Source organism: Nonomuraea sp. NPDC047897, assembly GCF_043204415.1.
Lineage (GTDB): Bacteria > Actinomycetota > Actinomycetes > Streptosporangiales > Streptosporangiaceae > Nonomuraea.
In genome coordinates this window covers 280376-293660 of record NZ_JBIDCC010000001.1, presented here as the reverse complement: position 1 = coordinate 293660, position 13285 = coordinate 280376, and the positions used below count along the sequence as shown (strand labels likewise).

Here is a 13285-nt window from a genome sequence, read left to right as displayed (position 1 = left end):
GGGCCTTGGGGCCCTTGAGCCAGCGACCTCACCGATTTCCCCCTTTTTGCCACGAGTCACACGACACGACGAACATATCGGGCACACGGCGGATCATGTGCTCTGGTAAGAAAGTCTTCCGACCCGCAAGGAGGCAGTTCCAGGGTGAGCATCGTCATCGTGCGGCGCCCCGAGCGCCGCCCCACTCCCAAGCCGCCCCGTGGTGAGATCCTGCTCGAGTCGCCTCCCGAGATCCCGGAGGTCCAGGGCCAGGGCTTCATGGCGGTGATGACCTACCTGCCCATGATCGCGGGCGGGGCGGCCATGGCGCTGATGTTCACCGCGGGCGGCACGGGCAACCCGCTCATGTACGTGGCGAGCGGGCTGTTCGCCTTCTCCATGGTCGGCATGACGATCGGCCAGATGGGCCGCCAGGCGGGCGAGCGCAAGCACCGCCTCAACGGCCTGCGCCGAGACTACTTCCGCTACCTGTCCCAGGCCAGGAGGCGGTCCCGCCGGGCCGCCAAGCAGCAGCGCGAGGCCCTGGAGTGGAGCGGGCCCGCGCCCGAGTCGCTCTGGTGGGTGGCGATGAGCGCGCGCCTGTGGGAGCGCCGCCCGCGCGACGAGGACTTCGGCACCGTCCGGCTGGGCACCGGCGTGCAACGGCTGGCGGTCCAGCTCGTGCCCCCGGACTCCAAGCCGGTCGAGGACCTCGACGCGCTGACGGCCGGCGCGCTGCGCCGGTTCATCCGCGCGCACTCCACGGTGGCCGGCCTGCCCGTCGCCGTGGCGCTCGGCTCGTTCGCCCGGATCAAGCTGCGCGGCGACCCCGTGGCCATGCGTGACCTGGTGCGCGCCATGATCGCGCAGATGGTGGTGTTCCACTCGCCCGACGACATGCGGATCATGGTCTGCGCCGACGAGGAGTGGATGCCGCACTGGGACTGGGTCAAGTGGTTGCCGCACGCCCTGCATCCCGAGCAGGACGACGCCGCCGGGCAGGTCCGGCTCATGACCGAGAACCTCGCCGAGCTCGACCGGCTGGTGGGCGCCGACCTGAAGGAGCGGGCCCGGTTCAAGCCCGGCTCGCCGGCCGACTCGCTGCCGTACCACGTGCTGATCCTCGACGGCGGGCACGTGCCGCAGGACTCCCAGCTCGGCACCGACGCCATCCAGGGCGTGACCGTGATCGACCTGTCCGGCTCCGCCGGCCCGGTCGACGAGCGGAGCACACTGCGGCTCGACATCCAGCCCGACGGCTTCCACATGGTCAAGATCGACCATGCGGGCAAGGAGAGCACCACCAGGCTGGGCGCCCCGGACAGGTTCGACTACCTGCGCGTCGAAGGGCTGGCCAGGCAGCTCGCGCCGCTGCGGCTGTCCACGGCCAGCGGCGGCGAGGCGCAGGACGTACTGTCGGCCAACACCACGCTGACCGAGCTGCTCGGCGTGGCCGACCCGGCCCGGCTCGACCCGGCACAGGTGTGGCGGCCCCGCGCCGCCCGCAACAAGCTGCGGGTGCCGATCGGCCTGGGCGCCGACGGCCGCGTGGTGGAGCTCGACATCAAGGAGTCGGCGCAGGGCGGCATGGGCCCGCACGGCCTGGTCATCGGCGCCACGGGATCCGGCAAGAGCGAGCTGCTGCGGACGCTCGTGCTGGGCCTGGCGGTCACCCACTCCTCGGAGATCCTCAACTTCGTCCTCGTCGACTTCAAGGGCGGCGCCACGTTCCTCGGGCTGGAGGAGCTGTCGCACGTCTCCGCGGTGATCACCAACCTGGAGGACGAGCTCCCCCTGGTGGACCGCATGCACGACGCCCTGCACGGCGAGATGGTGCGCCGGCAGGAACTGCTGCGGTCCGCCGGCAACTACGCCTCGCTGCGCGACTACGAACGGGCCCGCGAACAGGGCGCCAACCTCGCGCCGATGCCCACCCTGTTCGTGGTGCTGGACGAGTTCAGCGAGCTGCTGACGGCCAAGCCGGAGTTCATCGAGCTGTTCGTGATGATCGGCCGGCTCGGCCGCTCGCTCGGCGTGCACCTGCTGCTGGCCTCGCAACGGCTGGAGGAGGGCCGGCTGCGCGGCCTGGACACCCACCTGTCGTACCGGATCGGCCTGCGCACCTTCTCGGCCATGGAGTCCCGCGTGGTGCTGGGCGTGGCCGACGCCTACGAGCTGCCGTCCTCGCCGGGCAACGGCTACCTCAAGTTCGACACCTCCGGCATGACGCGGTTCAAGGCCGCGTACGTGTCCGGCCCGTACCAGGCCGACCCGCGGACGGCCGCGACCGGCGACGGCGACGCCTCGATCCACGAGGTCGTCGAGTACACCCCGGCCTTCGTGCCGGTGCCCGAGATCGAGAAGCCGAAGGCCGAGATCGCGCCCGCCGAGGAGAAGGGCCCGCAGGCGAGCCTGCTGGACATCGTGGTGGACCGGCTGAAGGGGGCCGGCCCGCCGGCCCACCGCATCTGGCTGCCGCCGCTGAGCGAGCCGCCCACGCTCACCCACCTGCTGCCCCCGCTGTCGATCACGCCCGAGCTGGGGCTGTCCACGCCGGGCTGGCCGGGGCGCGGCGGACTGCACGCGGTGGTCGGCATCATCGACCGGCCCTTCGAGCAGCGGCGTGACCCGTTCTGGCTGGACCTGTCGGGCGCGGCCGGGCACGTGGGCGTCGCGGGCGGCACGCAGAGCGGCAAGAGCACCGCGCTGCGCACGCTGATCACCAGCATGGCGCTCACCCACACGCCCCGCGAGGTGCAGTTCTACTGCCTCGACTTCGGCGGCGGGTCGCTGGCCACGCTGGACGGGCTGCCGCACGTCGGCGGCGTGGCGAGCAGGCTCGACGGCGACCGGGTGCGCCGCACGGTCGCCGAGATCGCCGGCGTGCTGCGGGACCGGGAGCGGGTCTTCGGCGAGCTGGGCATCGACTCGATCTCCTCCTACCGCCGGCAGGTGGCCGCCGGGGAGATCGAGGGCGACGGGTGGGGTGACATCTTCCTGGTGATCGACGGCTGGCTGACGGTCAGGCAGGAGTTCGAGGCGCTGGAAGGCGTGATCACCGACCTGGCGGCGCGCGGGCTCGGTTACGGGATCCACGTGGTGGCCGCCACCAACAAGTGGTCGGAGTTCCGGCCCGGCATCCGCGACCTGTTCGGCACCCGGCTGGAGTTCAAGCTGGGCGACGCCTACGAGTCGGAGATCAACCGGAAGGCGGCCATGGCCGTGCCGGAGGGCGTGCCCGGCCGCGGCCTGACCAAGGAGGGGACGCACTTCCTGTCGGCGCTGCCCCGGATCGACGGCGTGCAGAACGCCGAGGACCTCGCGGTGGGCGTGCGCTCGCTCGTGCAGGGCATGCGGGACGCCTGGCAGGGGCCGCCCGCGCCGCCCGTGCGGCTGCTGCCCGCGCTGCTGCCGGCCGCGGCGCTGCCCGCCCCGGACCCGGCCGCCCCGAAGCGCATCGCGATCGGCATCGACGAGGCGTCGCTCGCGCCGGTCATGCTCGACCTGGAATCCGACCCGCACTTCATCGTGGTGGGCGACACCGAGAGCGGCAAGTCCAACCTGCTGCGTCTCATCGCCGAGAGCATCGTGACCAGGCAGACGCCACGCGAGGCGATGATGATCGTCATCGACTACCGGCGTGCACTGCTGGACACGGCCACCACCGAGCACCGGATCGGCTACGCCGCCTCCAGCACCGCGGCCACCGAGCTGATCAACAACGCCCGCGGGGCGCTGCTCAAGCGGCTGCCGCCCGCCGACCTCACCCCTGACCAGCTCCGCTCGCGGAGCTGGTGGCAGGGCTCCGACCTGTACATCGTGGTGGACGACTACGACCTGGTCGCCGGCGCCACCAACCCGCTGCTGCCCTTGGCCGACCTGCTGCCGCAGGCCCGCGACATCGGCCTGCACCTGGTGATGGCGCGGCAGATGGGCGGCATCGGCCGGGCCCTGTTCGACCCGATCATCACGAAGATCAAGGACCTGGCGAGTCCCGCGCTGATCCTGTCCGGCAACAAGGACGAGGGCTACCTGTTCGGCAACATCCGTCCGCACCCGCTGCCGACGGGCCGCGGCTACTACGTGGACCGCCGGTCCGGCGCGCGCCTCACCCAGACGGCGTTCATGGCGCCGCCGGCGCCGCCGGAGGGCAGTTGAGGATCTTCGGTCACGGCAGGCGTCCCATGAGTAACATCAGCAACGTCCTTTCCGACATCGCGCACTAACCGCCAGAAAGGGGCTCTTGGTGGGAGGCGTCGCACTGAGCCAGAAGGCTCTCCAGCAACTGCAGGAGTCGGTCAACGACCGTTCGATCGACCTGGTCAAGCTGAAGGACGGCAAGCCCGCGGACAAGGCCACGAAGGAGTTCGGCGCCGCGTTCCCGGTCAAGCAGGTCGCCGAGGTGTTCGGCGACCTCGCCGACTCCGAGGCGCTGGTCTCGGCGCTGAACAACGTCGAGAAGCGGGTCTCGGAGCAGCTCGTCGCCGCCCAGGAGCGGCTGGACGACGTCGAGCGCGCCCTCGACCAGGTCCGCCGCAACATGCAGAAGGCGGAGCAGGCATCCACCGTGCAGGGCGCGTCATGAGCCTGCGCGACCAGATCGCCGCGCTGCCGCAGGGCGAGAAGTTCACCAAGGTGATGGACAAGGTCAAGACCACCGACCCGGGCGAGATCAGGCGCATCGCGGCACGCTGGGTGGCGAGCGGCGCCGACGTCCTGGGCAACATGAACGTGCTCGCGGGCGCCGTCCGGCGGGTGGACGACTGGTGGCGCGGCCAGTCGGCCGACGCGTTCGTGACGTACATGGGCAAGTACGGCAAGGCCGGCCAGACGATGGACGACATGCTGGTGTCCTGCGCCGGTTCGCTCAACGACGTCGCCGACGAGCTGGACAAGGCCAAGAAGGACGTCGACCGGCTCGCCGGCGACCTGCTCAAGCAGGTCGGCACCATCCGCGACGCCTACGCGCGGGCCAAGAACGACCCCAGCGCCACCACGGCGAACCTCAACCGCGACATCGGCGCCAAGGTCAGCACGTTCGCGCAGACCGCGCAGAGCCGCCTCGACTCCGCCGACACCGTGCTGTCCACGGCGCTGACCAACCTCACCAAGCAGCTCGGCAAGGACGCGAACCTGTTCTCCGGCATCCCGTTCGCCGGCAAGCAGGACTTCGTCGCCGACAAGGTCGGCTGGGTCCCGGTGTCGCCCGAGGAGTACCGGCGCACCCAGCTCGCCCAGAACGGCGGCCAGAACCCCGTCCCGGACACCGGCCCGAACGGCGCGGCGGGCGCCCCTGGCGGCGGCAACGGCGGCGGCACCCCTACGTACGGCTACACCGGCGCCTCGTCGGGCGGCACCACGCCCCGGCCGAAGGAAGACGTCGTCAAGTGGATCAAGGAGGCGCTCACCGTCATCAGGTCACCGGAGATGGCCGGCGTCCTGCGCAAGCGCGGGATCGACGTCAGCGACCTCGATCCGAACGACCCCAAGGACATCGACCGCATCTGGACCGTCATCTTCCACGAGTCGGGCGGCAACCCCAGCGCGATCAACAGGTGGGACATCAACGCGCAGAACGGCGTGCCGTCCCAGGGCCTCATGCAGACGATCCCGCCCACCTTCAACGCCCACAGCCTGCCCGGCCACAAGCAGATCCTGGAGCCGGTCGACAACATCATCGCCGGCGTCCTCTACACCTACAGCCGCTACGGCGACCTGGGCCGCCATCCCGGCATCGCGTCCATCGAGAGGGGCGGCGGCTACCGGCCCTACTGACGGCGGCCACCGGCCCTACTGACGCGGAAGGACCCGCCCCCTGAGCTCCGGGGGCGGGTCCTCACGTCAGCACGGGCCAGGTGCGGGGTCAGCCGCAGTTGCCCCAGTCGGAGCTGGTCCGGCTGGAGCCGGCGCCGCCCTCGAAGCGGACGCACTTGCCCTTGCCCTGCAGCTTCACCGGGCCGGCGTAGTACTCGAAGCTGCCGCTGTCGGTCCTGCTCGGGCCGCCCTGGATCTCCAGCGTGGCGCTGACCGAGGTGGCCTTGCCGATGTCGGCGGTCTTCATCGTCACCACGCAGTTCTCGCCGGTGGCGTTGTTGTAGAGCTGGTAGGTGACACCGCCCGCGAACGAGCCCTGCCGCTGGACGTAGAAGCCGGACCCGCAGACCGAAACCGGCGTGTGCGGGTTCGTCGCCTGGGTGGGCTTCGGCGACGCGGTCGTCGGCTTCGGCGACGCGGTGGTGGGCTTGACCGTCGGCCTCGGCGACGCGGTCGTCGGCTTCGGTGACGCGGTCGTCGGCTTGACCGTCGGCCTCGGCGCGGAGGTCGTGGGTTTGGCCGTCGGCCTCGGCTGCTCGGTCGTCGGCTTCGCCGTCGGCCTCGGCGCGGAGGTCGTGGGCTTGGCCGTCGGCCTGGGCTGCTCCGTGGTCGGCCGTTCCGTCGGCGTCTCGCTGCGAGTCGGCTGCTCGGTCGGCTGCTCGGTCGGTCGCTCCGTGGGAGTCGGGTCCGGCTCCCGGGTGGGCCGGCCCTTCGACCGCGTCGGCACCGGCTCACCGGAGATCTGGTCGTCCGGGGTCGGCTCAACCGACTTGGTCGGCGTGACCGTGGCCGTGGCCGTGGCCGTGGCCGTCACGGTCGGCTGGGCGGAGCTGGTCACGGTCGGCTGCTGGGTGGGCTGCGTCACCGGCTGCGTCGGGTACTGCTGCGTGATGATCGGCTGCGTCGGCAGCGGCGACGGCACCGTGCTCAGCTCCGGCACCGCCAGCTCGGTCGGCTCGTCCCTCGGCAGCTCGAACGGCAGCACGCCGGTCGAGGTCGGGTCCGGCGTCTGCGCCCACGGCACGGTCACCTGAGGCTCACCCGACGCCGGCGGCTGCTGCTGCGTGCCGTCGGCGGGCACGCCCGGCTGTCCGCCGACGCCCCCGTCTCCCTCGGCTCCCTCGGCCCCCGAGGCGCTGGTGACCGTCGCTGTGGCGCCCGGGCCGGCGGCCGACTGCAGCATCTGCTTGGGGGCATAGCTGGTCGCACCCCACAGCCCCAGTCCGGAGACGAGCACGACGGCGCCCAGCGCACCGACCAGCCCGACGGGGAACGCACGGCGCGGCGCCGCGGCCGCCGGCTGCACGTGGTCCGGCGAGGACCACGTCTGCCGGGGCTCGTCCTGGGCTCCTGAGGTCGGCGGCCCCCACGCGGAGGGCGGGGGCGCCTGCTGCGGCACCACGGCGGGCGGAGGCGGCACCGGCAGGCCCTGCAGAGGCGGAGCCTCCTGCCCCGGCGGGAGCAGCACCGTGTCGCCCGCGGGAACCTGCGGCGGCACCATCGGCGGCACCATCGGCGGCACAGGGCCGGGGGGCACGACGCCCGGCATCCCGGCATGGCTGTCGCCCAGCAGGCGCAGCAGCGCGGTGTAGGTCGTGGGCCGCTGGGCGACCAGCTTGGCCAGGCAGGACAGCACGACCCCGCGCAGCGGCTCGGCCAGGTCGCCCAGGTCGGGCTCGACGTTCATGACGGCCTGCGCGTCGTGGCCGAAGGGCGGTTGACCCGTCGCGGCGAACGCCACGACCGAGGCCCAGGAGAAGACGTCGGTGTAGGCGTCGAACGGCTCGCCGTTCAACTGCTCGGGTGAGCGGTAGCCGACCTCGCTCACCGGCGCGCCGATCGCGGCGTCGGTGACGCGGGGGCCGTCCGCGCTCATGATCACGTTATGCGGGGTGAGGCCGCCGTGGGTCAGCCCCGCCAGGTGGATCGGCGTGAGGGCGGTGAGCACGCCGACCGCCACCCGCTCCAGCGCGTCGCCGGACAGCGGTCCCTCGTCCCGCACGACATCGGCGAGGCTGCGCCCCTCGATGTGCTCGCGGACGACGTACGGCCGTCCTTCCCACACGCCCGCGTCGATCACCCGTGCGACGTAGGAGCTCGAAATCCGCTCGCCGCTCTTGAGTCGCTGGGCCACGTCCGCGGCGTCCGGCGTCGCCGGCAGCACCTTGATCGCGTAGGGAGTGCCGTCTTCGCCTTGGCGGCCCAGGTAAACGACCCCGCGCGGGCCTTCGCCGACCCGTTCGAGGATGGTGTAAACGCCTAACTGTTCAGGGTCACGCGGATCCAGGGAGTTCATGGGCGCCCTTTCAGTGACAAATCATGACTCACGGATCATTGAACCAAATATGTCACTCCAGTAGCAGGTGTTTCCCTGCCACCTCACGGACGTTGACCACATCGAAACCGTCAGTGCTGCCGGTGCGGCCGCCACCCCCGCCGTCTGCCCATGGGCACCACCATCCGCGCCACCAGGAGGAACACCGCGAGCACCAGGGCCGCACCTCCCACGGCCACCGCCACGTCGATCGCGTGCTGGTCCACCGGCGGCCGCTTGGCCACCAACCCTTCCGGCAGCGGGGCCGGCGGCGGCGGCGCCACCGCCACCTGCTCCGACGGCAGCACCGCGGTCACCGCCAGCAGAGGGTTGACCATGCCCGCGCCCGTGCCGTCGCCGAGCGCGCCGTCGGCGGTCCGCTCGATGCGCCGGCGCACCTGCTCGTTCGTCAGCCGGGGATGCCGGGAACGCACCAGCGCGGCGACGCCCGACACGTAGGGCGCGGCGAAACTCGTCCCCTCCAGGCTGCCGTGGAACGAGCGGCCGGTCCAGGTGCTGGTGACCTTCTCGCCGGGCGCGACCACGCCGACCCGCGAACCGGTGTTGGAGAAGTCGGACAGCCTGCCGTCCTCGGTGGCGGAGCCGACCGACAGCACCCCCTCGTACGCGGCCGGGTAGGCGGGCGAGGACACCCCGTCGCGGTCCACGTTGCCCGCGGCGGCCACGATGACGATGTCGCGCGACAGCGCGTACTGGACCGCCGCCTTGAGGTCGGGCTGGTCACTGGCCTGCACCGAGACGTTGATGACGTCCGCCCCCGCGTCGGCCGCCTTGGTGATCGCTTCCGCCAGCTTGGCGACGTCGCCGTCCTTCGCGTTGGTCTGCTTGTACGACAGCAGCCGCGCGGCGGGCGCGACCCCGTAGAAGGGGACACCCCGCAGATAGCGGGCGGCGATGATGCCGGCGATCGCGGTGCCGTGCCCCATGCAGTCGCGATGTCCGGTGCGGGTGAGGTCCACCTGCTTGATCACCGCTCCGGCCAGCGACGGGTGCCGGAGATCGAGACCGCTGTCGATGACCGCGACGGTGACGCCCTCGCCCCGGGTCAGCTTCCACACGCCGCGCGCGTCCAGCCGGCGCTGCGCCCACGACTCCGCGACCTGCATCGACCCCTTCTCGGGGTCGCACCGGACGGGCTCGGCACGGGCGACGCCCGGCGTCACGACGATCGCGACGGCCAGCGCGCAGGCCGACAGTAACCGTGGGATCATGACCGAGAAGCATATCGCCCGGCATTTCCGGTTCCGCGGCACGCGCGAGGCCGGACAGCGGAAAGCCCCGGCTTCCGCCGGGGCTCGACTCCATCCGCGACACCGTCCGCGCCGGACGCCTCAGCGGGTCGCGGACTCGATGTTGCCCCGGTAGGTGTTGATGACGCGCGCGGCCTCCTGCAGCTCCTCCGTCATCCGCTGGAACGCGGTCCGGTAGTTCTGCCAGGCGCCCTGGAAGCGCTCGGCTCCGGGGCCGGTCCAGGCGGTGCCGACCTTGGCGGCCTCGCGGTCGAGCGCGGTCATGGTGGTCCGGACCGCCTCCGACTGCTGGGTGAACTGCGTCGCCATCTGCTGCATTTCTCCGGGGTCGCCACCGAGCAGGCTCTGGCCCATGCATACCTCCTGGATCGTCGTGACAGCACGCTCACCCTAGGCGGGCGGCCCGGCCATCGCCCTCGGTTATGCCGAGCGGCTATGGTCGTGCGGAGGATCATCCGGCTTCGTCAGGGCTCGTCCGGGTCGCCGAGGGCCACACGAGGGCCACGCGGGCCACCCGAGGGCGGGCGGAGCCCGGCGCTTACACTCCGTTGAGTGCCCCGGTGGAGGAAGGACGGACGCAGGTGCGCAAGGTTCTGATCGCCAACCGTGGCGAGATCGCCGTACGGGTCGCGCGGGCGTGCAAGGACGCCGGCCTCGCCAGCGTGGCCGTCTACTCCGACGAGGACCTCGACGCCCTGCACGCGCGGGTCGCCGACGAGGCGTACGCGCTGGGTGGCCGCTCGGCGGGCGAGACCTACCTCGACGTCGGCAAGCTGCTGGACGTCGCGCGGCGCTCGGGCGCGGACGCGGTGCACCCCGGCTACGGTTTCCTGTCCGAGAACGCCTCCTTCGCGCAGGCGGTGATCGACGCGGGCCTGGTCTGGATCGGGCCGCCGCCGGAGGCGATCGCGGCGCTCGGTGACAAGGTGCGGGCCCGGCACATCGCCCAGAAGGTGGGCGCCCCGCTGGTGGCCGGCACCAAGGACCCCGTCTCGGGCGCCGCCGAGGTGGTGGCGTTCGCCGAGGAGCACGGCCTGCCGATCGCGATCAAGGCCGCGTACGGCGGCGGCGGGCGGGGCATCAAGGTGGCCCGCGCGCTCGACGAGGTCGCCGAGCTGTACGAGTCGGCGGTGCGCGAGGCCGTGGCCTCCTTCGGGCGGGGCGAGTGCTTCGTGGAGCGCTACCTCGACCGGCCGCGCCACGTCGAGACGCAGTGCCTGGCCGACGCGCACGGCAACGTGGTGGTGGTCAGCACCCGCGACTGCTCGCTGCAGCGGCGGCACCAGAAGCTGGTGGAGGAGGCTCCGGCCCCGTTCCTGACGGAGCGGCAGGTCGAGGTGCTGTACGCCAGTTCCAAGGCGATCCTGCGCGAGGCGGGCTACGTGGGGGCGGGCACCTGCGAGTTCCTCGTCGGCGAGGACGGCACGATCTCGTTCCTGGAGGTCAACACCCGACTGCAGGTCGAGCACCCGGTGACCGAGGAGGTGGCGGGCATCGACCTGGTGCGGGAGATGTTCCGCGTCGCCGCCGGGGAGCCGCTCGGCTACGACGACCCGGTGCTGCGCGGCCACGCGATCGAGTACCGGATCAACGCCGAGGACGCGGGCCGGGGCTTCCTGCCCGCGCCGGGCACGCTGACCGTGTGGCGGCCGCCGTCGGGGCCGGGCGTGCGGCTCGACGCCGGCTACGAGGCCGGCATGACGGTGCCGCAGTCGTTCGACTCGCTGGTGGCCAAGCTGATCGTGACGGGCCGCACCCGCGCCGAGGCGCTGGAGCGCTCGCGGCGGGCGCTGGCGGAGTTCGAGATCGGCGGGATGCCGACCGTGCTGCCCTTCCACCGGGCGGTGGTGTCCGACCCGGCGTTCACGGCGGAGCCGTTCGCGGTGCACACCCGGTGGATCGAGACGGAGTTCGCCAACACGATCGAGCCGTACACCGGCGAGGCCGCCGGGCCGGAGGGCGAGCCGGCGGCGCGTGAGACGGTGACGGTGGAGGTGGGCGGCAAGCGCCTGGAGGTGGTCCTGCCCGCCGGGCTCGGCACGAGCGCCCCCACCGCGCCGGGCGCCCGCAGGCCGCGGCGCGGTGCGGGCGGCGCGAGGCAGGCGGCGGCGGGCGGCGACGCGCTGGTCAGCCCGATGCAGGGCACGATCGTCAAGGTGGTCGCCGGCGACGGCGACGTGGTGGCCGAGGGCGACACCGTCGTGGTGCTGGAGGCCATGAAGATGGAGCAGCCGCTGACCGCGCACAAGGCCGGGACCGTCACGGGCCTGACGGCCGCCGTGGGCGGGACCGTCACGTCGGGCGCCACCATCTGCGAGATCAAGGACGCCTGACGGCCGGGCGGCCGTCCGGAGCCGAAGATCTCCGCCGAGCGCGCGCTCGGCGGCCGCCGGGCGGGTAACGTGCCCAGTGAGGAACTTTGTCCACCGCCCGTTCGTCCTCATGGGCGAAGGAGGCTTGCTGCCAATGACCCACCCGCTGCGCCGTGCGGGGGCCGCGATCGCGGCTCTGTTCGCCGGTCTACTAGTCGTCTTCGCACTCACCCCCGCCGTTCAGGCGGCCGTGGCTCCGCCCGACGCGCAGTCCGTCCTGGCCCACTGGAAGGACCAGAAGGACCCGCTGTTCGTCCAGCCCGGCTCCCCGCTGACCGCCGATGAGCAGTCGGAGATCCGCCAGACGCTCAAGGACTCCAAGGTCAGCGTCTACGTGGCCGCGCTGCCCGACGGCACGGTGCCCAACAACGCCGCCGCCGGGCCCTATCTCAAGCAGCTCACCGACGCGGTCTCCGCGGCCAAGAGCGGGCAGATGACCGTCGCCGTGCTCGACGGCAGGTCGCTCTTCGCCGTCTCCAACTTCGGCCGCGGCCTGACCGGTCAGGCCGCCAACCTCGCCACCCGGCACAACGACAACGTGGTGTCCGGCATGCAGGACTTCGTCGAGCGGGTCAACCTGCTCGCCGACAACAAGCGCAACAGCGCGCTGGCCTCCGGCCCGGTGGGCGGCAGCGGCGGCGGCACGGGCGTGCTCGTCGGCCTCGGCGTCATCGCGCTGGCCGGCGGTGGCGGCTACTTCCTCTACAGCAAGAACCGGAAGAAGAAGCTGGCCGCCAAGGAGGCCCAGGAGCTGGCCGCGGTCAAGCAGACCGTGGAGGAGGACGTCACCAAGTTCGGCGAGGAGATCACGACGCTCGACACCGATGTCACGCTCGCCGGCCAGGGCGGGCGGCACATCGACGAGTGGCAGCAGGCGCTCGACTCCTACGAGAAGTCCAAGTCGCAGCTCGCCGCCGTGCAGCGTCCCGACCAGGTCCGCGACGTCACGCAGACGCTGGAGGACGGCCGCTACGCGCTCGCGGTGGTGAAGGCCAAGGTCAACGACCAGCCGGTGCCCGAGCGGCGCGCGCCCTGCTTCTTCAACCCGCAGCACGGCCCGTCGGCGCGTGACGTGCGCTGGGCCCCGCCCGGCGGCACGGTGCGCGACGTGCCCGCCTGCACGGCCGACGCCGAGGCGGTGGAGCGCGGCTTCGACCCGCAGATGCGCGAGGTCATGGTCAACGGCCAGCGTCGCCCCTACTACGACGCCGGCCCGGCCTACCAGCCCTACGCCTCCGGCTACTACGGCGGCTTCGGCGACATCATGACCGGCATGTTCATCGGCACCATGATGGGCAGCATGCTCGGCGGCGGCTGGGGCATGGGCGGCTACGGCGCCGGTTACGCGGAGGGCGCCGCCGACGCGGGCGGCGGCGACTTCGGCGGCGGCGGAGACTTCGGCGGCGGTGGCGGCTGGGACTTCGGCGGCGGCGACTTCGGCGGTGGTGACTTCGGCGGCGGCGACTGGTAGCCGCTTCCTCTTCGCTGCCGATCGGGCGCGTTCCCTGCGGGGGCGCGCCCGGTCGCGTTTCCGC

General features: G+C 72.2%; 8 protein-coding genes. 5 read left to right on the top strand and 3 right to left on the bottom strand.

Annotated elements, in window-relative coordinates:
* The first annotated feature begins 144 nt into the window (after positions 1–144).
* The 3 genes from eccCa to ACGF0J_RS01300 all read left to right on the top strand — a co-directional run bounded on the left by eccCa (position 145) and on the right by ACGF0J_RS01300 (position 5754).
* Entirely contained in the window at positions 145–4137 is a 3993-nt protein-coding gene (eccCa, locus tag ACGF0J_RS01310; protein ID WP_393141112.1) for a type VII secretion protein EccCa, read from the top strand.
* 88 nt (positions 4138–4225) lie between these two features.
* On the top strand, positions 4226–4564 hold the full coding sequence (locus ACGF0J_RS01305) for a hypothetical protein (protein ID WP_393141110.1): 339 nt from the start codon (positions 4226–4228) through the stop codon (positions 4562–4564).
* Positions 4561–5754, top strand: a complete 1194-nt coding sequence (locus tag ACGF0J_RS01300) for a transglycosylase SLT domain-containing protein (protein WP_393141108.1) — start codon at positions 4561–4563, stop codon at positions 5752–5754. Before ACGF0J_RS01305 ends, ACGF0J_RS01300 begins: the two co-directional genes overlap by 4 nt.
* An 88-nt stretch (positions 5755–5842) precedes the next feature.
* On the opposite strand, the gene ACGF0J_RS01295 is transcribed toward ACGF0J_RS01300, so the two are convergent.
* The 3 genes from ACGF0J_RS01295 to ACGF0J_RS01285 form a co-directional block, all read right to left on the bottom strand.
* A complete protein-coding gene (locus tag ACGF0J_RS01295) occupies positions 5843–8089 on the bottom strand; it encodes a protein kinase (protein WP_393141106.1) in 2247 nt (748 codons plus the stop codon).
* 110 nt (positions 8090–8199) lie between these two features.
* Entirely contained in the window at positions 8200–9339 is a 1140-nt protein-coding gene (gene mycP / locus ACGF0J_RS01290; RefSeq protein ID WP_393141104.1) for a type VII secretion-associated serine protease mycosin, read from the bottom strand.
* A gap of 120 nt (positions 9340–9459) precedes the next feature.
* Complete coding sequence (locus tag ACGF0J_RS01285; protein ID WP_393141102.1) at positions 9460–9732, bottom strand: WXG100 family type VII secretion target; 273 nt, start codon at positions 9730–9732, stop codon at positions 9460–9462.
* Between the two features lie 227 nt (positions 9733–9959).
* Here ACGF0J_RS01285 and ACGF0J_RS01280 point away from each other — a divergent pair, with 227 nt between their 5' ends.
* Positions 9960–11711 (top strand): acetyl/propionyl/methylcrotonyl-CoA carboxylase subunit alpha, encoded by a 1752-nt coding sequence (locus tag ACGF0J_RS01280; RefSeq protein ID WP_393141100.1) that lies wholly within the window; start codon positions 9960–9962, stop codon positions 11709–11711.
* A gap of 133 nt (positions 11712–11844) precedes the next feature.
* Complete coding sequence (locus ACGF0J_RS01275) at positions 11845–13221, top strand: hypothetical protein (RefSeq protein ID WP_393141098.1); 1377 nt, start codon at positions 11845–11847, stop codon at positions 13219–13221.
* Positions 13222–13285: the final 64 nt, after the last annotated feature.

What these genes read in the sequence shown, in the direction of transcription:
- ACGF0J_RS01275 (WP_393141098.1), top strand. Translation starts at nt 11,845, where the DNA reads ATGACCCACCCGCTGCGCCGTGCGGGGGCCGCGATCGCGGCTCTGTTC.
- ACGF0J_RS01300 (WP_393141108.1), top strand. Translation starts at nt 4,561, where the DNA reads ATGAGCCTGCGCGACCAGATCGCCGCGCTGCCGCAGGGCGAGAAGTTC.
- ACGF0J_RS01285 (WP_393141102.1), bottom strand. Translation starts at nt 9,732, where the DNA reads ATGGGCCAGAGCCTGCTCGGTGGCGACCCCGGAGAAATGCAGCAGATG.
- mycP (WP_393141104.1), bottom strand. Translation starts at nt 9,339, where the DNA reads ATGATCCCACGGTTACTGTCGGCCTGCGCGCTGGCCGTCGCGATCGTC.
- ACGF0J_RS01295 (WP_393141106.1), bottom strand. Translation starts at nt 8,089, where the DNA reads ATGAACTCCCTGGATCCGCGTGACCCTGAACAGTTAGGCGTTTACACC.